Source organism: Nonomuraea africana (genome assembly GCF_014873535.1).
GTDB classification, from domain to species: domain Bacteria; phylum Actinomycetota; class Actinomycetes; order Streptosporangiales; family Streptosporangiaceae; genus Nonomuraea; species Nonomuraea africana.
The window spans coordinates 4691527-4714692 of record NZ_JADBEF010000001.1 but is presented as its reverse complement, the minus strand read 5'-3'; the positions used below and the strand labels follow the sequence as shown (position 1 = coordinate 4714692).

24 protein-coding genes are annotated in these 23166 nt (G+C 70.8%); 13 read left to right on the top strand and 11 right to left on the bottom strand.

The genetic code is table 11. From position 1 onward, the window contains the following. Positions 1-11: 11 nt before the first annotated feature. Positions 12-674, top strand: coding sequence for a response regulator (locus tag H4W81_RS22295; RefSeq protein WP_192776607.1), 663 nt, complete (start codon positions 12-14; stop codon positions 672-674). Here H4W81_RS22295 and H4W81_RS22290 read toward each other — a convergent pair. After that, positions 614-1318: a hypothetical protein gene (locus tag H4W81_RS22290; RefSeq protein WP_192776606.1), complete on the bottom strand. Its 705-nt coding sequence runs from the start codon at positions 1316-1318 to the stop codon at positions 614-616. The genes H4W81_RS22295 and H4W81_RS22290 overlap by 61 nt on opposite strands. A 165-nt stretch (positions 1319-1483) precedes the next feature. Between H4W81_RS22290 and H4W81_RS22285 the strand changes: the two genes are divergently transcribed. The 3 genes from H4W81_RS22285 to H4W81_RS22275 are packed head-to-tail and all read left to right on the top strand — an operon-like array spanning position 1484 to position 5216. Then, on the top strand, positions 1484-3523 hold the full coding sequence (locus tag H4W81_RS22285; RefSeq protein WP_192776605.1) for a DUF6421 family protein: 2040 nt from the start codon (positions 1484-1486) through the stop codon (positions 3521-3523). After that, the gene (locus H4W81_RS22280) at positions 3520-4149 is read left to right on the top strand and encodes an SDR family NAD(P)-dependent oxidoreductase (protein ID WP_192776604.1); all 630 of its coding nucleotides are present in this window, start codon (positions 3520-3522) and stop codon (positions 4147-4149) included. The genes H4W81_RS22285 and H4W81_RS22280 overlap by 4 nt, the downstream gene beginning before the upstream one ends. Then, positions 4146-5216 carry a threonine aldolase family protein gene (locus tag H4W81_RS22275; protein WP_192776603.1) on the top strand — a complete coding sequence of 357 codons (1071 nt, stop codon included), beginning with the start codon at positions 4146-4148 and terminating at the stop codon, positions 5214-5216. The genes H4W81_RS22280 and H4W81_RS22275 overlap by 4 nt, the downstream gene beginning before the upstream one ends. Here H4W81_RS22275 and H4W81_RS22270 read toward each other — a convergent pair. Beyond that, entirely contained in the window at positions 5186-5479 is a 294-nt protein-coding gene (locus H4W81_RS22270) for a DUF3467 domain-containing protein (protein WP_192776602.1), read from the bottom strand. The two genes, H4W81_RS22275 and H4W81_RS22270, sit on opposite strands and share 31 nt — an antisense overlap. 14 nt (positions 5480-5493) lie before the next feature. Then, a complete protein-coding gene (locus H4W81_RS22265) occupies positions 5494-6117 on the bottom strand; it encodes a DUF305 domain-containing protein (protein ID WP_192776601.1) in 624 nt (207 codons plus the stop codon). A gap of 94 nt (positions 6118-6211) precedes the next feature. Here H4W81_RS22265 and H4W81_RS22260 point away from each other — a divergent pair, with 94 nt between their 5' ends. Further along, positions 6212-6931 (top strand): DUF3105 domain-containing protein, encoded by a 720-nt coding sequence (locus tag H4W81_RS22260; RefSeq protein WP_192776600.1) that lies wholly within the window; start codon positions 6212-6214, stop codon positions 6929-6931. Here the strand turns inward: H4W81_RS22260 and ald are convergent. Beyond that, complete coding sequence (gene ald, locus H4W81_RS22255; RefSeq protein WP_192776599.1) at positions 6928-8043, bottom strand: alanine dehydrogenase; 1116 nt, start codon at positions 8041-8043, stop codon at positions 6928-6930. The two genes, H4W81_RS22260 and ald, sit on opposite strands and share 4 nt — an antisense overlap. A gap of 137 nt (positions 8044-8180) precedes the next feature. Here ald and H4W81_RS22250 point away from each other — a divergent pair, with 137 nt between their 5' ends. After that, positions 8181-9248: an excalibur calcium-binding domain-containing protein gene (locus H4W81_RS22250; protein ID WP_192776598.1), complete on the top strand. Its 1068-nt coding sequence runs from the start codon at positions 8181-8183 to the stop codon at positions 9246-9248. Here the strand turns inward: H4W81_RS22250 and H4W81_RS22245 are convergent. From H4W81_RS22245 to H4W81_RS22235, 3 genes are read right to left on the bottom strand one after another with little or no spacing between them, the layout of a single operon-like run. Then, positions 9245-10618, bottom strand: a complete 1374-nt coding sequence (locus H4W81_RS22245) for an NCS2 family permease (RefSeq protein ID WP_192776597.1) — start codon at positions 10616-10618, stop codon at positions 9245-9247. The genes H4W81_RS22250 and H4W81_RS22245 overlap by 4 nt on opposite strands. 54 nt (positions 10619-10672) lie before the next feature. Then, positions 10673-10906: an EF-hand domain-containing protein gene (locus H4W81_RS22240; RefSeq protein ID WP_192776596.1), complete on the bottom strand. Its 234-nt coding sequence runs from the start codon at positions 10904-10906 to the stop codon at positions 10673-10675. 41 nt (positions 10907-10947) lie between these two features. Continuing rightward, complete coding sequence (locus tag H4W81_RS22235; RefSeq protein WP_192776595.1) at positions 10948-13131, bottom strand: xanthine dehydrogenase family protein molybdopterin-binding subunit; 2184 nt, start codon at positions 13129-13131, stop codon at positions 10948-10950. 94 nt (positions 13132-13225) lie between these two features. Between H4W81_RS22235 and H4W81_RS22230 the strand changes: the two genes are divergently transcribed. The 5 genes from H4W81_RS22230 (at position 13226) to H4W81_RS22210 (ending at position 19495) form a co-directional block, all read left to right on the top strand. Continuing rightward, positions 13226-14734 (top strand): helix-turn-helix domain-containing protein, encoded by a 1509-nt coding sequence (locus H4W81_RS22230; protein WP_192776594.1) that lies wholly within the window; start codon positions 13226-13228, stop codon positions 14732-14734. A 263-nt stretch (positions 14735-14997) separates the two neighbouring features. After that, the gene (locus H4W81_RS22225; protein ID WP_192776593.1) at positions 14998-16281 is read left to right on the top strand and encodes a helix-turn-helix domain-containing protein; all 1284 of its coding nucleotides are present in this window, start codon (positions 14998-15000) and stop codon (positions 16279-16281) included. A 44-nt stretch (positions 16282-16325) separates the two neighbouring features. After that, on the top strand, positions 16326-16919 hold the full coding sequence (locus tag H4W81_RS22220; RefSeq protein ID WP_192776592.1) for a copper resistance CopC family protein: 594 nt from the start codon (positions 16326-16328) through the stop codon (positions 16917-16919). Further along, a complete protein-coding gene (locus H4W81_RS22215) occupies positions 16916-18907 on the top strand; it encodes a bifunctional copper resistance protein CopD/cytochrome c oxidase assembly protein (RefSeq protein ID WP_318781882.1) in 1992 nt (663 codons plus the stop codon). The genes H4W81_RS22220 and H4W81_RS22215 overlap by 4 nt, the downstream gene beginning before the upstream one ends. Positions 18908-19102: 195 nt before the next feature. Then, positions 19103-19495, top strand: coding sequence for a sensor histidine kinase (locus H4W81_RS22210; RefSeq protein ID WP_192776591.1), 393 nt, complete (start codon positions 19103-19105; stop codon positions 19493-19495). Between the two features lie 57 nt (positions 19496-19552). Here the strand turns inward: H4W81_RS22210 and map are convergent, their stop codons facing one another. After that, positions 19553-20401: a type I methionyl aminopeptidase gene (map, locus tag H4W81_RS22205; protein ID WP_192776590.1), complete on the bottom strand. Its 849-nt coding sequence runs from the start codon at positions 20399-20401 to the stop codon at positions 19553-19555. On the opposite strand from map, the gene H4W81_RS22200 reads away from it, so the two are divergent. Next, the gene (locus H4W81_RS22200; protein ID WP_192776589.1) at positions 20400-20612 is read left to right on the top strand and encodes a hypothetical protein; all 213 of its coding nucleotides are present in this window, start codon (positions 20400-20402) and stop codon (positions 20610-20612) included. The genes map and H4W81_RS22200 overlap by 2 nt on opposite strands. Here H4W81_RS22200 and H4W81_RS22195 read toward each other — a convergent pair whose 3' ends face one another. Together H4W81_RS22195 and H4W81_RS22190 are read right to left on the bottom strand one after the other, a co-directional pair. After that, the gene (locus H4W81_RS22195) at positions 20613-21272 is read right to left on the bottom strand and encodes a cyclase family protein (RefSeq protein WP_192776588.1); all 660 of its coding nucleotides are present in this window, start codon (positions 21270-21272) and stop codon (positions 20613-20615) included. It abuts the gene before it with no gap. Then, positions 21269-21514 carry a CBU_0592 family membrane protein gene (locus H4W81_RS22190; protein WP_192776587.1) on the bottom strand — a complete coding sequence of 82 codons (246 nt, stop codon included), beginning with the start codon at positions 21512-21514 and terminating at the stop codon, positions 21269-21271. The genes H4W81_RS22195 and H4W81_RS22190 overlap by 4 nt, the downstream gene beginning before the upstream one ends. Before the next feature lie 71 nt (positions 21515-21585). On the opposite strand from H4W81_RS22190, the gene H4W81_RS22185 reads away from it, so the two are divergent. Beyond that, positions 21586-22539, top strand: a complete 954-nt coding sequence (locus tag H4W81_RS22185; RefSeq protein WP_192776586.1) for a LysR family transcriptional regulator — start codon at positions 21586-21588, stop codon at positions 22537-22539. On the opposite strand, the gene H4W81_RS22180 is transcribed toward H4W81_RS22185, so the two are convergent. Further along, positions 22480-23058 carry a hypothetical protein gene (locus tag H4W81_RS22180; RefSeq protein ID WP_192776585.1) on the bottom strand — a complete coding sequence of 193 codons (579 nt, stop codon included), beginning with the start codon at positions 23056-23058 and terminating at the stop codon, positions 22480-22482. The two genes, H4W81_RS22185 and H4W81_RS22180, sit on opposite strands and share 60 nt — an antisense overlap. Positions 23059-23166 lie beyond the last annotated feature (108 nt).

The window sequence follows — 23166 nt, the reverse complement described above, 5'->3', positions numbered from 1 at the left end:
AATCTCCGCGTGTGGGCATTCGAATCGTCATCGCGGACGACCAGGCCATGGTCAGGGTGGGCCTTCGCATGGTCGTCGACAGCGAGGAGGGCATGGACGTCGTCGGCGAGGCCGCCGACGGCCTGGAGGCACTCGCGGTGGTCAGGCGGACCCGCCCTGACATCGTGCTGATGGACATCTCCATGCCGCGCATGGACGGTCTGGCCGCGGCGCAGCGGATCCTCGAGGATCCGGCGCCGCCCAAGGTCGTGATGCTGACGACCTTCGACACCGACGAGAACCTCTACGCGGCGCTGCGCGCGGGCACCAGCGGCTTCCTGCTCAAGGTCTCGCCGCCCGAGCAGCTGGTGGAGGCGATCAGGGTGGTGCACTCCGGTGACGCCCTGCTCGACCCGGCGGTGACCAGCCGCGTCATCGCCTCCTTCGCGGGAAGGCACGACCCCTCGCCGCCGCCCCAGCTGGCCGAGCTGACCCCGCGCGAGCTGGAGGTCCTGCGCCTGCTGGCCAGGGGCCTCACCAACGCCGAGATCGCCCGTGAGCTGTTCGTCGGCGAGGCCACGGTGAAGACGCACGTGGCACGCGTGCTGATGAAGCTGGGCCTGCGCGACCGCGCTCAGGCGGTCGTGTTCGCGTACGAGTCCGGCGTCGTGCGGCCGGGCGCCGCCATCGGGTAGTACGCGGCCCACGCCTCGTCGCCCATCCTGAGGATCTTCACCCCGACCCAGCCGAGCGCCACCACGGGGACTGACCAGAACGGCACGATCAGCGGCCCGTACGGCACCGCGAACGATCCCAGGTACCCGGCCGTCACCACGAGCGGCACCCACCACCCGACGAACCCGGTCCGCCACACCGCCACGGTCAGCAGCGGGAGCCCGACGAGTCCGAGGAACATCCACGGCAGCTGGAACGCGCCGACCGTGATCGGCAGGTCCAGCATCTCGTCCATGATCTGCTGGGCCCGCTCGGGCGGGTAGTGCCTGCCCAGCCACCACTCCACCGGATCGATGATCAGCATGCCGGACAGCGAGCTGTACCCCACCACGGTCAGGGCGGCGGACACGTGTCCCAGCCTGGTGCACCGCTGCCTGGTGAGGTGCGCGAGGCCGAGCGCGGCCACCGCCATCAGCAGCCAGCTCCAGTGGTAGAGCGCCGACTGGATCTGGGCGAGTGTGGGATTGACGCCGAAGCTGACCGCCTCCCTGTCGTCTCCCCACGTGCCCGGGTCGACGACGACGGCGATCGCCTGGAACAGGGGGGCGACGACGAGCAGCGCGCCCGATCCGACTCTGCGGAAGGTGACCTGGTTGTTGAGCATGCCAGGCACGCTAGGCAGTCGCGGTCCGCGGGTCGTCCGTCCATGGGCCGACCCGCTCTCCCTCCGCAGGAGGAGGGCTGTCTCGCGATTCGGGAGGGTATGGCGGTGCATGCCCGTTCTGTGTGTATATTTTTCGTTAGATGGCTTCTATTCCAGGAGATTTTCATGCGAACGTTCCCCAGGGTGCTGTTCGACGAGGGGCACAGCGAGTCGTGGACGATCAGGCGTGAGACCGCCGAGGCGATGAACCCCGCCCATCCCGACGACAACAGCTACGCGCGCGCGGCCGACCTGCTGCGCCGCCTGGGGCATCAGGTGACCTCCGGCGGGCTGGAGTCGCTGCCCGGGCAGGACGTCCTGGTGATCGCCCACCCGTCGCAGCAGCGCTGGGAGCGCACCACGGGCCAGGGCAGCCCGGTCTTCAGCCCCGAGGAGCTGGACGCCATCCAGTCCTTCGTGACCAACGGCGGCGGATTGATCGTGCTGGCCGAGGAGGAGCAGGACAAGTACGGCAACAACCTGGCCGACCTGCTCGCCCGGTTCGGCATCGGCGTGACCCACACCACCGTGCGCGACCCCGGCAACTCCCACCGTGGCGTGGCCACCTGGGTCCTCGGCACCCCGGCCGGCGGCGGTCTCCTCGCAGGCGTCGAGAACGCGTGCTTCTACCGCTCGGGCGTGCTGACCGCGGGTCAGGACGCCACCGTGTTGTTCACCACCTCCGCGACCGCCGACCCCGCGGGCGCGCCGCTGGCCGTCGCCGTCGAGTACGGCAAGGGCAAGGTCGTGGCGTTCGCCGACTCCGACCTGTTCGGCGACGACTCCATCGACGACTACGACCACCGCACCCTGTGGGGCAACGTCGTGACGTGGGCGGCCCGCGTGCCGTCCCCCGCTCGCTCGGCCGGGGCGCGGGACAGCGCCAAGGCCGAGCTGTTCACGCAGCTCAAGTCCGTCGTGGAGGAGTTGCGCCCGCTCCAGGTCAAGGACGGCTCCATCCCGGTGGAGAAGGAGGCGGGCGCCGCGCTCGTCGGCTACGTCTCCGACCTCGTGGGCAAGCTGTCGGGCTACTTCCCGCACGACGCGGCCTACCTGCGGGCCGTCCAGGCCGACCTCGCCAAGTGGCTCGAGCAGGGCCTCGGCGTGCCCGACTTCCTCGACTCGCTCGACCTGTTCCACCCCGACACCCAGCGCGTCGACGGCCTGGAGCACCTCGTGGTGTTCCCGATGTACACCCAGAACGGCAACCCCAACCGCAACCTCGAAGCGGTCTGGATCCGCACGATCTGGCCGGACTGGCTGGCCGAGCTCGAGGCGAACGGCTACGACAACCCGCTGTTCGTGCCCATCGCCTTCGAGGACTTCACCTCCGGCTACGACACCTTCTCCGCCGTCCTGTTCCCCGAGACGGTCGCGGTCAGGCAGGCGCCCGAGCGCTTCACCTGGGGCGGCATCTTCGCCGACAGGGAGGCCGCGCGCTTCCGCAGGGTGAGCAGCGCCGCCGCGCAGACGCTCAAGCTCGACCTGCCGCCGGACGCGGCCAGGCTGCTGGAGTCGCAGGAGCTGGCCCAGGACACCTTCGTCATGTGGGACCTCATCCACGACCGCACGCACAGCCACGGCGACCTGCCGTTCGACCCCTTCATGATCAAGCAGCGCATGCCGTACTGGCTGTACTCGCTGGAGGAGCTGCGCTGCGACCTGACCGCCTTCGGCGAGGCGGTGAAGCTGGAGGCCGCGGGGGTGCCGCACGCCCGCTACGTGCAGGTCGCGATCCTGTTCGACCGGCTCTTCCGCTTCCCGATCACCGGCGACCGGGTGCGCAACTACGACGGGCTCGGCGGGCAGCTGCTCTTCGCCTACCTGCACCGCAACGACATCATCAGGTGGACGGACAACAGGCTGTCGATCGACTGGAACCGCGTCGCGGGTGGCGTGGCCGACCTGCGCGGCGAGGTGGAGAAGCTCTACCGCGACAGCATCGACCGCGCCAAGCTGGCGCACTGGATCGCCGCGTACGAGCTGGTCACCACCTACGTCGAGCCGCACCCGCGGTCGGCGTGGAAGAGCGGTCAGCTGCCCGAGGAGCAGAAGGCCATGGTCGACGCCGTCCTGCCCGACGAGTTCCCCCTGAGCATGTTCTACGAGGCGCTGCGCCGTAAGCTCGGTGACGTCGTCGAGTCCACGAAGGGGATCCGAGCATGATCATTCTGATTACGGGTGCGGCCGGGCCGACAGGGCAGGCCGTCGCCACGCACTTCACCAAGAATGGTCACACGGTCATCGGCGTGGACAAGGACGACGTCGACCTGCTCGACCGCGCTGCCGTCCAGGAGCTGGCCGGGCGGATCGAGCGCGAGCACGGCCGCGTCGACGGGGTGGTGCACCTGGTCGGCGGCTGGCGTGGCGGCAAGACCTTCGCCGACACCGACCTCGACGACTGGACCGTCCTGCACGACCTGCTGATCCGCACGCTCCAGCACGTGTCGCTGGCCTTCGAGCCGCTGCTCAGGAAGTCCGGCAACGGCCGGTTCGTGATCGTGTCGGCCAAGGCGGCCGAGCGGCCGACCGCGGGCGGCGCCTGCTACGCCGCCGCCAAGGCGGCCTCGGAGGCGTGGACGCTGTCGCTGGCCGACGCGCTGAAGGAGACCGGCTCCGCGGCGACCATCCTGGTGGTCAAGGCCCTGCTGAACGACGCGATGAAGGCCGCCAAGCCGGACGCGAGGTTCGCCGGGTTCACCCACGTCGACTCCCTCGCCGAGGCGATCGCCGGGCTCTACGACCGGCCCGCCAACGAGATCAACGGCATCCGATTGGACCTCACCCAGTGATTCCCCGTCACGACCCCGCCCTCAAGGCGTTCGCCAGCGACAACTACGCGGGCGTGCACCCGGAGATCCTCCAGGCCATCGTCACGGCCAACGAGGGACACCAGATCTCCTACGGCGAGGACGTCTACACCGAGGCGCTGCAGGACGTGTTCAAGCGCCACTTCGGCGACAGCGCCCAGACCTACCCGGTCTTCAACGGCACCGCCGCCAACGTCGTCTCGCTGCGCGCCATGACCCAGCAGTGGGAGGCCGTGGTCTGTGCCGACACCGCGCACATCCACACCGACGAGGGCGGCGCGCCCGAGGTCGTGGGCGGCATCAAGCTGTTCACCGTGCCCACGCCCGACGGCAAGCTCACCCCCGCGCTCATCGACACCCAGGCGTGGGGCTTCGGCGACGTCCACCGGGCCCAGCCCAAGGTCGTCTCGATCTCCAACACCACCGAGCTCGGCACCGTCTACACGCCGGACGAGATCGCGGCCATCTGCGAGCACGCCCACGGGCTCGGGATGACCGTCCACCTCGACGGCTCCAGGCTCACCAACGCCGCCGCCGCGCTGGACGTGCCGCTGCGCGCGCTGACCACCGACGCGGGCGTGGACGTGCTCTCCTTCGGCGGCACCAAGATCGGTCTGCTGTACGGCGAGGCGGTCGTCGTGCTCAACCCCGAGGCGGCCACCGGCGTCGACTACCTGCGCAAGACGTTCATGCAGCTGTCGTCGAAGATGCGCTTCGTGTCCGCGCAGTTCGAGGCGCTGCTCTCCGGCGACCTGTGGCTGCGCAACGCCCGGCAGGCCAACGCCATGGGTGCACGGCTGGCCGCGGCCGTCCGCGACGTCCCAGGGGTGGAGCTGTCGAGGGAGGCGCAGGCCAACGCGGTCTTCGTGCGCCTGCCCAAGGACGTCACCGAGCGGCTGCAGAAGCGCTTCCGCTTCTACACCTGGAACGCGGCCATCGGCGAGGTGCGCTGGATGTGCGCCTTCGACACCACCGAGGCCGACGTCGACGCCTTCGCCGCCGCGGTCGCCGAGGAGCTTCAGGGCGAGCCGCCGATCTCCTTCTCGTAGGCCGACAGCTGCTGCTCCAGGGCCTTCATCAACTCGAAGACCTGGCTCGGCGGAATCCGGACGCGGCTGACGATCCTGGTCGGGACATGCACGATCGCCTGCCCCGACCCCGGCTCCTCGGTCAGCTGCGGAGGGCGGGTGATCACCGCGAAGTCGAGCACGAACCCGTCGCGGGTGTGCCACACCGAGGCGAAGTTGGCGTACTGTCCCGCCTCGACCTCCGGCGTGATGCTGACCTCCAGGCGGCTTTCGGGCTCTTCCATGCGGCCATCGTCCCCTACTTGAGAATCGAGGGCAGCGCCACCGCGCCGCGTTTGGCCAGCAGGTCGGCCATCAGCTTGATCTCGCTGGTCTGGCTGTTGACGATCTGCTGGGCCAGGCCCCGCACCTCGGCGCGGTCGGTCAGCTCGAGCAGTCCCTTGGACATGTCGACGCCGCCCTCGTGGTGGCGGATCATCAGCTGCAGGTAGTAGACCTCGGCCTGCTTGCCGTTCAGGCTCCTGAGTTTGGCCAGCTCCTCGTCGCTCGCCACGCCCGGCATCGGTTCGGGCTTGTCCTGCGTGCCGCCGTGGCCCGCGTGACCGACCATCCAGGCCATCTCGGGCCGCTCGCTCGCCTGGTTGAGCCCCCACTGCTGCAGCCACCCCATGAACATGCCGCGCTGCGCGGTCTGGGTGACGATGATGTCCTCGCTGAGGTTCTTGATGTCGGGCGAGGTCGTCCTGTCGCGCACGATGAACGACATCTCGACCGCCTGCGCGTGGTGCTTGCCCATGTCACGGGCGAAGCCGGCCTCGGCTGAGGAGTCGGTGGGGCTGCCGCTCCTGCCGAGCACGAAGAAGAGCACGGCGGCGACGGCGAGCACGGCGAACGCCGCGAGCTGAAGAGGCTTTCTGGTCATCGAATCCCAGCCTACTCATGGGTCTGTCCTTATTCGCCACATACGCCCGGAGGGCATAGGGTGACCCGCAGTTGGTCACCCCCGTGGAGGAACGATGACTAAGGAGAAGGCGCAGGCCAGGCGTGAGCATCTGAACAGGATGCGCGCCGAGCAGAGGGCCAAGGAGCGCCGCACCGCGATGCTGATGTGGGGCGTCGGTGGACTCGTCATCCTCCTGCTCATCGGCGGAGTCGGCTTCTACGTGATCAAGGACCGGCAGGCGACCTCGCTCGACGCCGTCACCAGCGTCTCCTACGCCGGTGGCGAGCACGTCTGGACCGCGGTGAAGTACAAGGAGAACCCGCCGGTCGGCGGCCAGCACAACAACTACTGGCAGCAGTGCGACGTCTACGACAAGCCCATCCACAACGAGCACGCCGTCCACTCGCTGGAGCACGGCGCGGTCTGGATCACCTACCGGCCCGACCTGCCCAAGGCGCAGATCGAGAAGATCAAGAGCATCGCCGGGTCCACGGGCGACGCCAACTACATGCTGGTCAGCCCGTACCCGAACCTGCCCGCGCCCATCGTGGCCAGCTCGTGGGGCCACCAGCTGACCTTCCAGAACGCGGACGACCCGAAGCTGCCCAAGTTCATCACCAAGTACCAGAACGGCCCCGACACCCCTGAGCTCGGCGCCACCTGCGGCGGCGAGTACGCGATCACCTCGACCGCCGACCAGCAGCCGCTGCCGCCCGAGCCCAAGGGCGAGGCCACGCCGCTGCCGAGCGAGTCGATCGCGCCGTCGGCCACGCCGTCTCCCGCCTCCTCCTAGGCGAGCACCTCCTCCAGGGGCGTCGACGCGAGCCCGTGCGCCTCGGCCACGGGCTCGCTGATCAGGCGCCCCTCGTGCGTGCTCAGGCCGCGGGCGAGGGCGCGGTCGCTCCTGAGCGCCCCCAGCCATCCCTGGTTGGCGATGGCCAGCACGTAGGGAAGGGTGACGTTGGTCAGCGCGAAGGTGGAGGTGTACGGCACCGCCCCCGGCATGTTCGCCACGCAGTAGAAGAGCGAGTTGTGCACCTGGTAGGTCGGCTCGTCGTGCGTGGTCGGACGGGAGTCCTCGAAGCAGCCGCCCTGGTCGATGGAGATGTCCACCAGCACCGAGCCCGGCTTCATCCTGCTGACCAGCTCGTTGCTCACCAGCATCGGCGCCTTGGCGCCCGGCACCAGCACCGCGCCGATCACCAGGTCGGCCTCGAGCACGGCGTGCTCGATCTCCAGCGTGTTGGAGGCGACCGTCTGGCAGTGCCCCCTGTAGATCATGTCGGCCTGGCGCAGCTTGTCGATGTTGCGGTCGAGCAGCAGCACCTCCGCCTGCATGCCGATCGCGATCGCCGCCGCGTTCATCCCCGACACTCCCGCGCCGATGACCACGACGTTCGCCGCCCGCACTCCCGAGACGCCGCCCATCAGCACGCCCCTGCCGCCCTCCGGCCGCATCAGGTGGTAGGCGCCGACCTGTGGCGCCAGCCGTCCCGCGACCTCCGACATGGGCGCCAGCAGAGGCAGCGCGCCGTTGTCGGTCTGGACGGTCTCGTAGGCGATGCCGGTGACGCCCGAGTCGAGCATCGCCGACGTGCAGGGCCGTGAGGCGGCCAGATGGAGGTAGGTGAACAGCACCTGCCCCTTGCGCATCCGGTGGTACTCCTCGGCGATGGGCTCCTTCACCTTCAGGATGAGGTCGCCCGTGGCCCACACCTCGTCGGCGCTGCCGAGGACGACCGCGCCCACCGAGGTGAAGTCCTCGTCGGGGATGGCGGAACCGGCACCCGCGTCGCGTTCGACGAAGACGTCGTGTCCATTCCTGATCAGCTCATGTGCGCCCGCCGGTGTCAGGGCCACGCGATACTCGTGGGTCTTCACCTCGCGGGGGACTCCGACCTTCATAAGACCCATCTTCCCCCGACCTGGCCCGACATTCTGTATGGACCGTGCCAATCTTCCTTGCAGTCTGTCGAGGATTACCCGGTTTTTGCCGTCGTCGCTAGGCTCTGCGGAAGTAACAGTCAGGATGGGGTTCACCGATGGAGAAACCGTCGCCGCCGGAGGAGTCGTCCGGGGCGCCGCCCACCGCGCCACCCGCGCCACCCGCTTCGCCCGCCGCACCGGCGGGGCCCGCGGAACCCAGGGCGAGCAGGCTCACCACCATCGTGCTCATCGTCTCCCTCGTGGTGGTCGTGCTGACCGCGGGCGTGCTGGGCACCATCGCGGTGCTCATGACGAGGAACCCCGACTCCCCGCTGTTCGGCGGCAAGCCCCCCACCAGGCTGGGCCAGCCGATCTTCTTCGCCCCCGTGGACGACCAGAAGCCCGCCCCGTGCCCTGGCGAGACGGTGGCGCTCTCGCTCGACAAGCAGGTCTGCTACTTCCTGTCCGACGCGGTGGCCGTCTCGGCGGTGCAGGCGATCGAGACGGTGAAGGAGAAGGACGGCTACGGCGTCAGGATCGCCGTCGCGCCCGCCTTCCGCGACGCGCTCGCCGCGCTCCTCAAGGAGCGGGTCGACCAGCAGATCGCCATCGTGGTGGGCCAGAACGAGAGCGCCACCGTGCTGGCCGCCCCGACCGTCGCCCAGACGATGAGCGGCGACAGCCTGAGCATCGCGGGCTTCACCAAGGAGAAGGCCGACGCGCTGGTCCAGGCGATGCTGGGCGCGCCGCCTGCCACCTCGCCCACCGGATCCACTCCGGCCCCCGGCACCACCCCTCCCGGCACGGGCACCACCCCGCCGGGCACCGGCACGACCCCGCCCGGCACGGGCACGACCCCGCCCGGCACGGGCACGACCCAGCCCGGGGTCGGCACCGCCCCGCCGGGCACGAACACCACACCACCGGGCACGGGCACGGGCACCGGCACGGGAACGACCGGCACCGGCACGGGAACGGGTCGAGGGAGCGGCACCGCGCCCACCGGCGGGACGCGGTCCACGGGCTCCTCGCTCACCGCGGGCGGCGAGAAGAAGTACCCCACCTGCGCCGAGGCCAGGGCGGCCGGCTACGGCGGGCCGTACCAGAAGGGCAGGCACCCGCAGTACCACTGGTACGCCGACAAGGACGCCGACGGCTTCGCCTGCGACCCCCAGGACGGCTAGAACAGCCCGTCGACCGCGAAGTAGGCGAGGAAGATCAGCGACACCACCCACAGCAGCCACGGGATCTCGCCCCACTTGCCGCGCGCCGCCTTGATGAGCGTGTAGGCGATCACCCCGGCGCCCACCCCGTTGGTGATGCTGTAGGTGAACGGCATCAGCGCGATCGTCAGGAACGCGGGAATCGCCATCTCGAGGTCGTCCCACGGCACCTTGCGGCTCTGGGTCATCATCAGCGCGCCCACCAGCACCAGCGCGGGGGCGGCCGCCGCCGCCGGCACGACCTCGGCCAGCGGCGTGAAGAGCATGGTCAGCGCCAGCAGTCCGCCGGTCGCCACGCTGGCGAGACCCGTGCGCGCGCCCTCGCCGACGCCCGCCGCCGACTCCACGAAGACGGTGTTGGCGGAGGCGCTGACCGAGCCGCCGACCATGCCCGCGATGCCGTCAACGGTCAGGATCCGGCCCAGGCGCGGCACCCTGCCTTTGGCGTCGACCAGGCCCGCCTCGTCGCTCACGCCGATGATCGTGCCCATCGCGTCGAAGAAGCCCGAGAGCACCAGCGTGAACAGCACGATCGAGGCCGTGAGCGCGCCCGCCGTGACGAAGCCGCCGAACAGGTCGAACTGCCCGACCAGCCCGAAGTCGGGGGTGGAGACGATGGAGTCGGGCACCCTCGGCACGACGACGCCCCAGGTCTTCGGGTCGATGGTGGCCAGGGAGTTCACCACGATCGCCAGGACCGTGGTGATGAGGATGCTGAGCAGGATGGCGCCCGGCGTCTTGCGGATGAACAGCACGATCATCAGCAGCAGCCCTGCGCAGAAGACCGTCACGGGCCAGCCCGTGAGGTGGCCCGTCGTCCCGAGCCGCAGGGGAGTGGCGCCGCCGCCGGAGACGAAGCCCGCGTCGACCAGGCCGATCAGCGTGATGAACATGCCGATGCCGACGCTGATCGCGTGTTTCAGGGCGAGGGGAATCGAATCCATGATCAGCCTGCGCACGCCCGAGACCGCCAGGATGATGATCACCAGGCCTTCGAGCACCACCAGGCCCATCGCCTGCGCCCAGGTCATGTACGGGGCCGCCTGGTAGGCCACCACGGCGTTCAGCCCAAGGCCCGCCGCCAGGCCGAAGGGGGCGTTGCCCACGAACGCCATCAGCAGCGTGCTCACGGCTGCGGCCAGCGCGGTCGCGGTGGTCAGCTGCCCGATGCTGAGCTGCGCCCCGGTGATGTCCTTCGCCCCGGCCAGGATGATCGGGTTGAGCAGGATGATGTAGGCCATCGCCATGAACGTGGTGATGCCGCCGCGCACCTCGCGGCCGACCGTCGTCTCCCGCGCGGACAGCTCGAAGAGCCTCTCGAGCACGTTCATCCCCCTTCGGCCTCCAGGGGGATGATCGTGCTCCTACCCGCTTAGCCCATGCGGCTATCGCTGCTCGTGCCTGCCGCCGCCGACCAGGGCGACGAACTCGTCCAGCGTGATGCCGCCGTCACCGTCGCGGTCGGCGGAGGCGACGAACGCCTCGATCTCCTCGTCGGTGACCCCGCGGCCGCCGAGGGCCTGGTTCACCTGCCGGATCTCGCCCGCAGTGAGCACGCCGTCATGGTCGGTGTCGAACTTCTCGAACTCGGCCTTGGCCGCCTCGCGCGCATCGGACATGGGGGCTGGTTCCTCCGTGATAGTCGACCCTTACGGACCGCTCACCCTACAAGGTGCTCGGGACGCACCGGCACTCTGGTCAGCGGCACCCCCGTGGCGTCCCTGACCGCCGCCACGATGGCGGGCGTGGACGACAGCGTCGGCGGCTCGCCCGCGCCCCTCAGCCCGTACGGCGCGGCGGGGTCGGGGTTCTCCAGGATCGACAGCCGCATGGGCGGCATGTCGAGGATGGTGGGGATCAGGTAGTCGGTGAAGGACGGGTTCAGCACCTGCCCGTCGCGCACCTGGATCTCCTCCATCAACGCCAGGCCGAGGCCCTGCGCCGAGCCGCCGTGGATCTGCCCCTCGAGGGCGAGCGGGTTGAGCATCTTGCCCACGTCCTGCACGGCGGCCAGCTCGACCACCTTGACCAGGCCGAGCTCCACGTCCACGTCCACGACCGCCCGGTGCACGCACAGCGCCAGCTGGGTGTGGGAGTCGGCCTGGCCCGTGACCGGGTCCATCGGGTAGGTGGGGCGGTGCCGGTACTCCCGCGTCTCCTCGATGGGGCCGAACTTCTCCAGCGCCAGCGCGGGCGGCAGCCCGTTGAACCGCTCGCGCACGGCCTCGCAGGCCGCCTTCACCGCCCCGCCCGTGACGTAGGACTGGCGGGAGGCCGACGAGGAGCCCGCCGAGCCGACCTGCGTGTCGGCTGTGGCGAGGGTGACCCGGTCGATGCCCAGCTCGGTGCGGGCGATCTGGGCCTGGATCGTCACCAGGCCCTGACCGACCTCGGCGGCGGCGGTGTGCACGGTGACGTGCGGCTCGCCGCCGATCAGCTCGGCCCTGACCCTGGCGGTGGAGTAGTCGTCGAAGCCTTCGGAGAAGCAGATGTTCTTGATGCCCACGCCGTAGCCGACGCCCCGCCGTACGCCCTCGCCGTGGGTGGTCTGGGAGACGCCGCCCGGCAGGTCGCGCAGGTCGGCGGAGGCGGCGGGCGGCATGGGCATGGCGGCCAGCTCGCGCAGCATGTCGGCGAGCGGGGCGGGGGAGTCGATGATCTGGCCGGTGGCCAGCGCGGAGCCCTGGGAGACGGCGTTGCGGATCCGGATCTCGACGGGCGACAGGCCGCAGGCGGCGGCCAGCTGGTCCATCTGCGACTCGTAGGCGTAGCAGGCCTGCACCGCGCCGAAGCCGCGCATCGCGCCGCACGGCGGGTTGTTGGTGTAGACGCCGGTGGCCACGATGTCGACGTTCGGCACCTCGTAGGGCCCCACGCCGAGCGAGGCCGCGTTGCCGACGACGGCGGGGGAGGAGGAGCAGTAGGCGCCGCCGTCCAGCAGGATCTCGGCCTTGACGTAGACGAGCTCGCCGTCGCGGGTGGCGCCGTGCTCGTAGCGCATCCAGGCGGGGTGGCGGTGCACGTGGCCGAAGAACGACTCCTCGCGGCCGTAGACGATCTTGACGGGCCGGTTCAGGCGCAGCGCCAGCATGCAGGCGTGCACCTGCATCGACAGGTCCTCGCGGGCGCCGAACGCGCCGCCGACCCCGGCCAGCGACAGCCGTACCTTCTCCGGCGGCAGCCCCAGGCACGGCGCCAGCTGGTCGCGGTCCACGTGCAGCCACTGGGTGGCGATGTAGAGGTCGACGCCGCCGTCCTCCGCGGGCACCGCCAGGCCCGACTCGGGGCCGAGGAAGGCCTGGTCCTGCATGCCGACCTCGTACTCGCCCGTGACGACGACCTCCGCCTCGAAGGTGTCGCCGACCCTGACCGGCTGCCTCCTGACGAACTCCGTGGCCAGGCGCGGATCGGTCACCGCCTCGCGGACCTCGTAGTCGACCACGATCGCCGCCGCGGCCCTGCGCGCCGTCTCGGGGTGCTCGGCGGCCACCAGGGCCACCGGCTCGCCTTGGTAGCGGACCTGGTCGATGGCCAGCACCGGCTGGTCCTTGTGCTCCAGGCCGTAGAACTTCTCGCCGCGCACGTCCTCGTGGGTGAGGACGGCGAGCACGCCGGGCACCGCCAGCGCGGGCCCGATGTCGATCGAGCGGATCCACGCGGAGGGGTGCGGGCTGCGCAGCGTCACGCCCCACACCATGCCCTCCAGCCACAGGTCGGAGGAGTAGGCGAACTCGCCCGTCACCTTGAGCGTGGCGTCGGGGCGGCCCGCGCTCTCGCCCACGCCCTGCCCGACCCTGCTCGCCGTCCCCGGGCTGGCCGTCCCTGTGCTGGCCGTCTGCGTCATGCTCCGAGTACAGCACTCGCGGATCGGGCGTCCTATGCGCGCGATGTGAAATCGAGGTAAGCCGCTCTTTGAGCGGACTTGTATATTCCTCCAAGTGCGCATCAGGGACCTGCTGGCCGTCTCCGAACTCGGACTCACCCTGCTCACCGGGGACGAGGACACCGAGTTCACCGCCGTGCACGTCACCGACCTGCCGGACCCCGGCCGCTACCTGACGGGTGGTGAGCTGGTGCTCAGCGGGCTGATGTGGCGGCACGAGCCCGCGGACTCCGCCCGCTTCGTCGCCGCCCTGCGCGCGGCGGGCGTGGCCGCGCTGGGCGCGGGTCAGGCGTGGCTCGGTCACGTTCCCGACGATCTCGTGCGGGCGTGCGCGGAGGCCGGGCTGCCGCTGCTGGAGATCCCCACCGCCGTCTCCTTCCGCGTCGTCGGCGAGGTGGCGGCCCCCCGGCTGTCGGGCGACGTCAGGGCCGCCCTCGGCCGTCAGCGCAGGATCGTCGACGCCGTGGCCGAGGGCGCCGACCTGGCCGACCTCTTCGCGCTGACCGCCGCGGAGCTCGGCGTCACCGGCGCCGTGCTGTCCACCACGGGGGATCTGGTCGTCGGCTCCCTGGCCGATCCCGCGTCGGCGCAGGCTCCGCCGCTCCGCGTCCGGCTGGCCCGCGCCTTCCTCTCGGCGCCCCGGCTGCCCTGCGTCGCCGAGGGCCACACGCTGTTCGCCGTCGGCAGGGGACACCGCGCGGCCGGCTGGGCGCTGGCCTGCGAGGGCGACCTGCTCGGCCGCGCCGACCTCGGCTTCGAGCTGGCGGCCTGCGTCGCGCTCGAACGCACCAGGATGGAGGAGGGCAGGCGGGTCGAGCGCCGCCTGGTCGGGCAGCTCGTGGCGGCGGCCTTCGCGGCCGAGGCGGACCCCGCCGAGCTCAACACCAGGCTCAGGACGTGCGGGCTGGGCGGCGCCGAGCCGTACTCGGTGGTGACGGCGACCGCCGCGCGTCCCGGGGCGTCCCGGGGGCCCGACCCCGCCACGCTGGGCGGTCAGGTGCTGGAGGAGCTGCTCGGCCGCAGCGTCGTGGCCGCCGCGGGCGCGGACGGCGCGACCGCGCTCGTCCCGCTGGAAGGGCCCGTCTCCGTGCTCGCCGACCGCCTGCGCTCGGGTGTCGAGGTGCTGTCGGCGCTGCGGGACACCAGGGTCTCCATCGGCCTGAGCGGCGCCCTCACCGGCGCCGCGGCGATCAGGGGCGGCATCGAGGAGGCGGGGCACGCCCGCAGGCTGGCCGAGGCCCGCTCGGGCGGGGTCGTCACCAGCGACGAGATCTACACCCACGCCCTGCTGCTGGCCACCGTGCCCGGCGACGTGCGCCGCTCGTTCGCGCACCGGCTGCTCACGCCGCTGTTCGAGTACGACAGGGGGCACCAGTCGGAGCTGGTGCGCACGCTCGGCACCTTCCTCGACACGGCGGGGTCGTGGAACGCCTGCGCCGAGCGGATGCACGTGCACGTGAACACCGTGAGGTACCGGATCAGGCGGATCGAGGAGCTGACCGGCAGGGACCTGTCGACGATGGCCGACAGAGTGGACTTCTTCCTGGCCCTGCGGTCGGGCTGAGAGCCGGAAGCCCCCGAACTATGGCGATTCGGGGGCTTGTCGGGTGGCGTGCTCGAGTGAACACGATCCGTGTTAGCAGCAGAGAAGGTCGAAGCTCGACTGAGCAGGAGACACGTCGGCACCTGCGGTCGTAACATTGCCTCCAACTGTGGCAATCGCCGCGATGAAGACAGCGAGTGCGGACATGACAAGACGCTTGCGCATGGGGGGTTCTCCCTCGCTCAGGTGGTGCTTGGACTTCATCATCCCAGGGAGACATTGCTGTGACCACATCTGACCTGGTCGGGCTGCGCATCAAGACAGTCCGCCGCCAGCGGGGGCTCTCACAGGCCCAGCTTGCTCACCCTGAGTTGTCTGACAGTTACGTTTCCTTGATCGAGAGTGGCAAGCGTACCCCAACCCCTGCGGTGCTCGAACTTCTGGCCCAGAAGCTGGACTGCTCGCTCAGCTACCTCGTCAACGGCGTCACCGCCGAGCAGATGAACGACATCGAGCTCGGGCTCGGCTACGCGCGGCTCGCCCTGGAGAACGGCGAGGTCCACGAGGCCCGGACCAGGTTCGCCGAGCTCCTTGCGGACAACAACCTGGCGGGTCTGACCGCGCTTCGTCAAGAGGCGGAGTACGGCCTGGCCCTCGCGACGGAGGCGACCGGCGACATCAGCGGGGCCATCGAGATCCTCAGGCGGCTCGACGGTGAGGACCTCAGCGCCGACCGCCACGTCGAGATCGCGCTCGCCCTGTGCCGCTGCTACCGCGACAAGGGTGACCTGGTCGCGGCCGTGGAGGTCGGCGAGCGGATCCTCTCGGGCGCCGTCCGTCCCGCGTGGACCGACGGCCTGGTCGAGCTCGGCGCCACGCTGCTCGCGGCCTATTGGGTGCGCGGCGACCTGCTGCGCGCCCGCCAGTTCTCCGCCGAGCTGCTGGCCGCGGCCGAGCTCCTCGGCACCCCTCGCGCGACCGTGGCGGCCAGCTGGAACGCGGCCAGGGTCGCCGAGTCCGTGGGCAAGGGCGAGGAGGCGCTGGCCCTGGTGGAGCGGGCCTACGCCATCCAGTCCGAGACCGGCGCCCCCCGCAATCTGGCCAGGCTGCGCGGGGCCGTGGCGGGCCACCACGCCAGGCTCAACCCGCGGAACACCGACCAGCTCAGGGAGCGGTTCGGCCAGACGCTCAGGGACATGGCGGAGAGTTCCACGGGGGTGACCGACCAGGCCTTCGTCGAGCTCGAGCTCGCCAAGGTCGAGCTGACCGCGGGCAACTTCGAGCTGGCCGTCGAGCACGTGACGGCGGCCGACGGGTTGCTGGCCGACGAGACCCCTGAGCTCGACGCCCAGGGCCGAATGATTCTCGCCCGCGCCCAGGGGGCCATGGGCGAGAGGGAGGAAGGGCTCGCCAGCGCCCGCGAGGCGCTGCGGTTCATGCAGCAGTCGCCCGCGTCGCGACAGGCCGCGGGCAAGTGGTACGCCCTGGCCGAGACGATCGACGAGCTCGGCGACGACGAGCGCGCCGTCGAGGCCTACCAGCAGGCGCTCGCCTGCGCCGGTCTGTAGCGAAGTCGGCACCGGGCAGGGCGGTGGGTAGCCTTGGGGTTGCCATGAACAGATCCCCACGTGCGGCCCTTACCGCCCTGCTCGCCGCCCTGGTCGCCGCCGTCGTCCTGGCGCCGCCCGCGCTGGCCCACGACGCCCTGAAGAGCAGCAACCCGAAGAAGAACGCCACCGTCAAGACGGTGGACGAGATCGAGCTGGAGTTCACCGCCGCTCCGAAGCTGCCCTTCGTGATCGTGCGCGCCGCCGACGACACCGAGCACCAGCTGGGCAAGCCCGAGGTCGACGGCCCGGTCGTGACGCAGAAGCTCAAGGGCACGCTGCCCGACGGCTCCTACACGATCGCCTACCGGGTCGTCTCCTCCGACGGGCACCCGATCGAGGGCGAGATCCCGTTCAAGGTCAAGGGCGCGCCGCAGGCGACCCCGACCGAGGAGCCCACGGTCACGCCCACGCCCGCGGCCAGTGAGAGCGCCCCGGCGAGCGAGACGGCCTCCGCGCTCCCCGCCGCCGAGCAGAGCGAGCAGGCGGCCGAGCGGCAGAGCGCGCCCGGCTTCCCGATCTGGCTCATCCTCGTGGTCGGCGGTCTGGTCGGCGTCGGCATCGGGTTCCTGCTGAGCGCGCGGAAGAAGAAGCCGTGACCAGGACCGCCCGTCTCGCTCTGGCGTTGGTCGCCGCGGCGCTCGCCGCGCTGGTCGCCGCCATGATCGCTGGGGGCGCGGCGTTCCCGCGCATCATTCCCGGCCTGCCCGACGAGGGCCCGCTGACCAGGTGGGCGCTGCCTGTCTCGAAGCTGTCGATGGACGTCGCGGGGCTGCTCACCGTCGGTCTCCTGCTGGCCGCGACCGTCTTCCTCCCCAACGACAAGGGGATGCTCGGCAAGGCCGCCCTCGGCTACGTCAAGGCCGCCTCCTGGACGGCGCTGATCTGGGCGGGCGCGAGCGCGCTCACGATGGTGTTCACGCTGTCGGAGACGCTCGGCCTGCCGGTGGCCGACGTCCTCGGCGGCAACGAGCTGACCAGCTTCGCCAGCCAGGTCGGCCAGGGCATCGCGCTGACCCTGGTGGTCCTGTTCGGGGTGGCCATCGCGCTGTTCTCGCGGGGCGCGATCACGGCGGGCGCGTCCGCGGGCCTGCTGGCGCTGGCCCTGGTCACGCTGCTGCCGCCGGCCCTGACCAGCCACGCCTCCTCCTCGCCCAACCACGACCTGGCGACCACGGGCGTCGCCGTCCATCTGATCTCGCTGGCGCTGTGGGTGGGCGGCCTGACCGTGCTCGTGGTCCACGGGATGCGCAAGCAGCCGCAGCTGGACGTGGCGGCGGACCGCTTCTCCCGCCTGGCCGTGTGGTGCTACGTCGGTGTCGGCCTGTCTGGGCTGTTCAGCGTGCTGGCCAGGCTGACCGCGATCAGCGACCTGTGGACCTCCGCCTACGGCGTGCTCCTCGTGGTCAAGACCGTCGCCTTCGTCCTCCTCGGCTACTTCGGCTGGTGGCACCGCCAGCGCACGATGGGGGAGCTGGCCAAGGGCCGGGCCGGCGCGTTCACCCGCCTGGCGGTCGGTGAGCTCTGCCTGATGTTCGCCACCATGGGCCTGGCCGTCGCGCTGGCCCGCACGCAGCCGCCCGCGGTGACCCTGCCCGCCGACCGCGCCTACGAGCTGCTCGGCTTCCCGATGCCGCCGCCGATCACGCTCGGCAACCTGGCCTCCCTGTGGTGGCTCGACCTGTTCTTCGCGCTGATCGCCGCCGCGCTGGCCGGCCTGTACGCCGGAGGCGTCATCCGGCTGCGCCGCCGCGGCGACTCCTGGCCGCCCGGCCGCACCGTCGCCTGGTTCGTCGGGGTGGCGATCCTCGTGCTCGCCACGCAGAGCGGCGTGGCCCGCTACGCCCAGGTGCTGTTCAGCGTCCACATGATGGAGCACATGACGCTGTCGATGCTGGTGCCGATCTTCCTGGTCCTCGGCGCGCCCGTCACGCTGGCGCTGCGCGCGCTCAAGCCGGCCGCCCGCCGCGGCGACAGGGGGCCGCGCGAGTGGCTGAACGTCATCCTGCACAGCAGGTTCGTCAAGGTCCTCACCCATCCCGCCGTCGCCACCACGATCTTCATCGTCTCGACCTACGCGCTCTACTTCACGCCGCTGTTCGCCGCGGCGATGGAGGAGCACCTCGGGCACATCGTGATGACGCTCCACTTCCTGCTGAGCGGCTCGCTGTTCTTCTGGGTGATCATCGGCGTCGACCCCGCCCCGCACAAGCTGCCGCACGTCGGCCGCCTGCTGACGCTCTTCGTCACGATGCCCTTCCACGCCTTCTTCGGCATCGCGCTGATGATGATGGGCACCGTGATCGCCGCCGACTGGTACGAACAGCTCGGCCGCACCTGGGGCGCCTCGCCGCTGCTCGACCAGCAGGACGGTGGCGCCATCGCCTGGGGCTTCGGCGAGATCCCGACGCTGATCGTGCTGATCGCGCTGGCCTTCCAGTGGTATAGCGACGACGACAGGAAGGCCCGCAGGGCCGACAGGAGGGCTGACGCAGTGGCCGCCCGCACCGGCGGCACCGGCGATCCCGAGCTCGACTCCTACAACGACTACCTGGCCAAACTGAACCGGCGCGACCGGGGCGAGTAGCCAGGCGGCCACGGCCTTCTATCTTCACCCCACGCGCTTCCGAACCGCCCGGTAACCTTGCGGTCGGGGGTGACGGGCATCACCTTTGTACGGCCGTCGGCCAGGGCCATCGTGGGGAGGCGCCGGGGCACGGCCGCGGTGATCGCCCGCTGTGTGCTCAGGAAGGCGAGTGCCAAGTTGGTGGATGAGACGCGCATGCGTGGGGGGCGGAGCCTCGCCGAGGCTCTGGAGAGCCATCTCGCGGAGTGGTCGCAGCGCACGGGGATCGCGGTCGAGGTCTGGGCGCTTCCCCGCGGCGACGTGCCCGCGACGATCGCGAGGAGCGTCATGGCCGTGGTGGAGGAGGCGCTGCTCAACGTCGAGCGGCACAGCGGGGCGGGCACGGTCTCCTTCGCCGTCACCGTGGGCGCCGGCGGGCTGCGGCTGACGGTGAGCGACGACGGCGAAGGGTTCAGCGTGCCGCGCGAGCGCGGGGGCATCGCCAGGATGCGCGCGCGGATGGCGGAGGTCGGCGGCAGCCTGTCGGTCAACAGCGTGCAGGGTGAGGGCACGACGGTCTCGGCGGTCGTCCCGCGCAGGAAACGCTGATCGCGCTGACTCGTACGGCGAGCCCGCACCACGGGCCGGGCTCGCCGTACGGCGGTGTCAGGGGAGAGTGAGGATCTCCGAGCCCGTGTCGGTGACCAGGATGGTGTGCTCGAACTGCGCGGTGCGCTTGCGGTCCTTGGTGACGGCCGTCCACTTGTCCGGCCAGATCTCGTAGTCGATCGTGCCGAGCGTCAGCATCGGCTCGATGGTGAACGTCATCCCCGGCACCAGCTCCACCTGCAGCGTCGGGTCGTCGTAGTGCGGCACCATCAGACCGGAGTGGAACGTCGTGCCGATGCCGTGCCCGGTGAAGTCGCGCACCACGCCGTAGCCGAAGCGCTTGGCGTAGGCCTCGATGACCCTGCCGACGACGTTGAGCTGGCGGCCGGGCGCCACGGCCTTGATCGCGCGCATCGTCGCCTCGCGGGTGCGCTCCACCAGCAGCCGTGACTCCTCGTCCACGTCACCGACCAGGAAGGTGGCGTCGGTGTCGCCGTGGACGCCGCCGATGTACGCGGTGATGTCGACGTTGACGATGTCACCGTCGCGCAGCACCGTGTCGTCGGGGATGCCGTGGCAGATGACCTCGTTGATCGAGGTGCACAGCGACTTGGGGTAGCCGCGGTAGCCGAGTGTGCTGGGGTAGGCGCCGTGGTCGAGAAGGAACTCGTGGCCGATCCTGTCGAGCTCGTCGGTGGTCACCCCGGGGGAGACGTGCTTGCCGACCTCTTCGAGGGCCTGCGCGGCGATCCGGCCCGCGACGCGCATCCGTTCGATGAGCTCGGGCGTCTTGACGTCGGCCTCTCCGGTCTTGGGCTGCTTCCTGCCGACGTACTCCGGCCGCTGGATGTGGGCGGGAACCTTGCGCATGGGCGAGATCCGCCCTGGCTGGAGCAGTGTGGTCATGAAAGCGAGTTTACGGGGCACAATTCACCCCGTGAGCGAAGGTCAATGGTGGTTCTGTCTCAAGCACATGCGCGTCGAGCCCGACCAGGGCTGCCCGAACAAGGACCGCATGGGCCCGTACGCGACCGAGCAGGAGGCGGCGGGCGCTCTGCAGCGCGCCGCCGAGCGCAACAAGGCCTGGGACGAGCAGGACCAGGACGACGATGACTGATTAGTCAGCCGCCTGCACCACCGCGTACGCGCGGACGGGAAAGGTGCCGAGACCGGCGATCATGGGTGGCGCCGCGTGGAAGCGGAACCCGCGGTCGGGCAGCCCTGCCAGCCCGGTCAGGTGCTCGACCAGCGGGATCCCCGCCGCCAGCAGCAGCGTGTGCGCGGGACGCTCTCCCTTGGGCGGGGTCGCGTCGATGTTCAGCGAGTCGATGCCGACCAGCGCCGCCTCCTGCTCGGCCAGCCATGCCGCGGCCTCGGGCTCCAGGTAGGGGTGTTCGTGCAGGTAGGCGTCGGTGCCGAAGTGCCTGTCCCATCCGGTGTGCAGGAGCACCGCCCTGCCCCGCACGTCCAGCCCGCGCAGCAGGTCGAGGCCCACGCTGGGCCTGCCCTCCGCGCGCACCACGAGCCCCGGCAGGTCGGCCATCCGCTCGACGGGCACCTGCGACAGGTCGGGTCCTTCGGCGTAGCGGTGATACGGGGTGTCCAGGTACGTCCCCGTGTTGGCGGCCAGCGTGATGGTGCCGATCTCGAACTCGGTGCCCTCCGCGTAGATCTCGCGGGAGTCCTTCCTGCTCAGGTGCATCCCGAGCACGGGTCCCGGGATGCCGGGATAGGTGATCATCCCCTCGGTGATCCGGTGACTCAGCTCAATGATCATCTGACGGCCTCCCTGAGCCTGAAGATCGCGACGGCGCCGATCGCCGCCCACACCACGTTGAGCAGCGCCGAGGGCCAGGCCGCGTTGTAGGCGGTGTTGACCATCAGGGCGAGGGATCCCACCAGGTTGGTCAGCTGGTACGGCAGGCCGTCCCCGGCCATCCTTCCCGCGGAGACGCGGGCGTAGCCGTACAGCATCAGGCCCGCGCCGATCCAGCCGACGGCGGCCACGAGGAGATCCATGCGGACATTGTGCTGACCGGCGTTCCTCAAGCGCAAATAATGAAATCTACACATCCGCGTAAGCTGAGCTAATGGAGATAGACCCCCGCCGCCTGCGGGTGCTGCACGAGGTCGCCCGCCGCGGCGGCGTCATGCGCGCGGCCGAGGCGCTGCATCTCACCGCCTCCGCGGTATCCCAGCAGCTGGCGCAGCTGGAACGCGAGGTCGGCCTGGCCCTCATCGACCGCTCGCAGCGCAGGGTCTCCCTCACCCCGGCGGGACGCGTGCTGGCGGGATACGCCGAGCGGGTGGAGGAGGAACTGGCCGAGGCGAAGCGGGAGCTCACCCACTTCTCCGAACGGCTCGCGGGACCGGTGACGATCGCCGCCTTCCCGACGGTGATCACGCATCTGCTGGTGCCCGCCCTGCGGTCGCTGGCCGTCAGGCATCCGCAGATCACCCCCGTCATCCGGGAGATGTACGGCGCCCCCGCCCTGCGCGAGCTGCGCCTCGGCGGGGTGGACGTGCTGATCACCGAGCGGGACACGAGCCTGCCCGCGCCCTCCCTGACCTCGCTGGCCTCCAGGACCCTGTACATCGACGAGTACCGCATCGTGGTGCCGCCGGACTGGCCCGCCATGCCCCGCACCGTCGCCGACCTGGCCGCCGTCTCGTGGGTGGCGGGACTGCCCGACCAGGCCTGCGGTCAGGCGCTCGAACGGCTGGCCGCGCTGCACGGGTTCGAGCCCAGGCGGGTGCACGTCATCGAGGAGTTCCCTCCCACGCTCGCGCTGGTGGCGGCGGGGCACGGCGTCGCCATCGTGCCGTCGCTGGCCCTGCTCGACGTTCCCGAGGGGTTCGTCGGTGTGAGCGACATCGGCGACATCGGCGCGCGGGGGCTCGACGCCGTCACCCGCGTGAGCCGCACCCGCTCGGGCGAGCCCGACCCGGTGCAGGCGGTGGTCATCGCGGCGATCGAGGAGGCGCTAGTCAACCACCTGCGGGCCGCTGACCCGCTCGAGGAGTCTGGCCAGGCGGTCCCTTAGCCCCTGGCGCTGGGGCGGCTCCGCCGCCGCGGCGCTGACCAGGTGCTGGGCGCCGTCGAAGCTGACAGGACCGTCGGCGGGGACGGCCAGCGCGTCGTGGGCCAGCCCCGCCAGCTCGGCGTCGCCGCCCTCCAGCGCCAGGATCGTCGCGCCGGTGCGCCTGGCGTCGTCGACGCGTTCGAGCAGCGGCACGGGCGCCTGCCGCTCGGCCACCACGAAGAGGGTCTCGCCCCGCCCGGCCCGCTCGATGCGGTCGAGGCCGACCCGCAGATGGGCGGGGGCCTGCGGCGGCGGGCTCCACCGCACCAGCGTCGGCGCCAGCTGGGGCAGCCCCGCCAGCCGCGCCTCGTCACCGAGGTGGGCGGTGAGGTGCCACGGCTCGTCGTCGGGCGTGCCGACCAGGAGCAGGCCGCCGGGGGAGCGGGTGGCCCGCAACGCCGTTCCCAGCTCCCTGGTGCGCTCCAGCCAGCCGGTCTCGGCCAGAACCTCGCGAAGGAAAGCCACCGACCCTGCGTCCATTCGTCCATGGTGCCTGACCTGCGCCTGCTCCGCTGCCCGTTTGCCGCGTTGGCCGATCGAAGCCCGCCCGGGCGGGGCTGGGTTCGGCCCGCGAACCCCGCCCTGGCA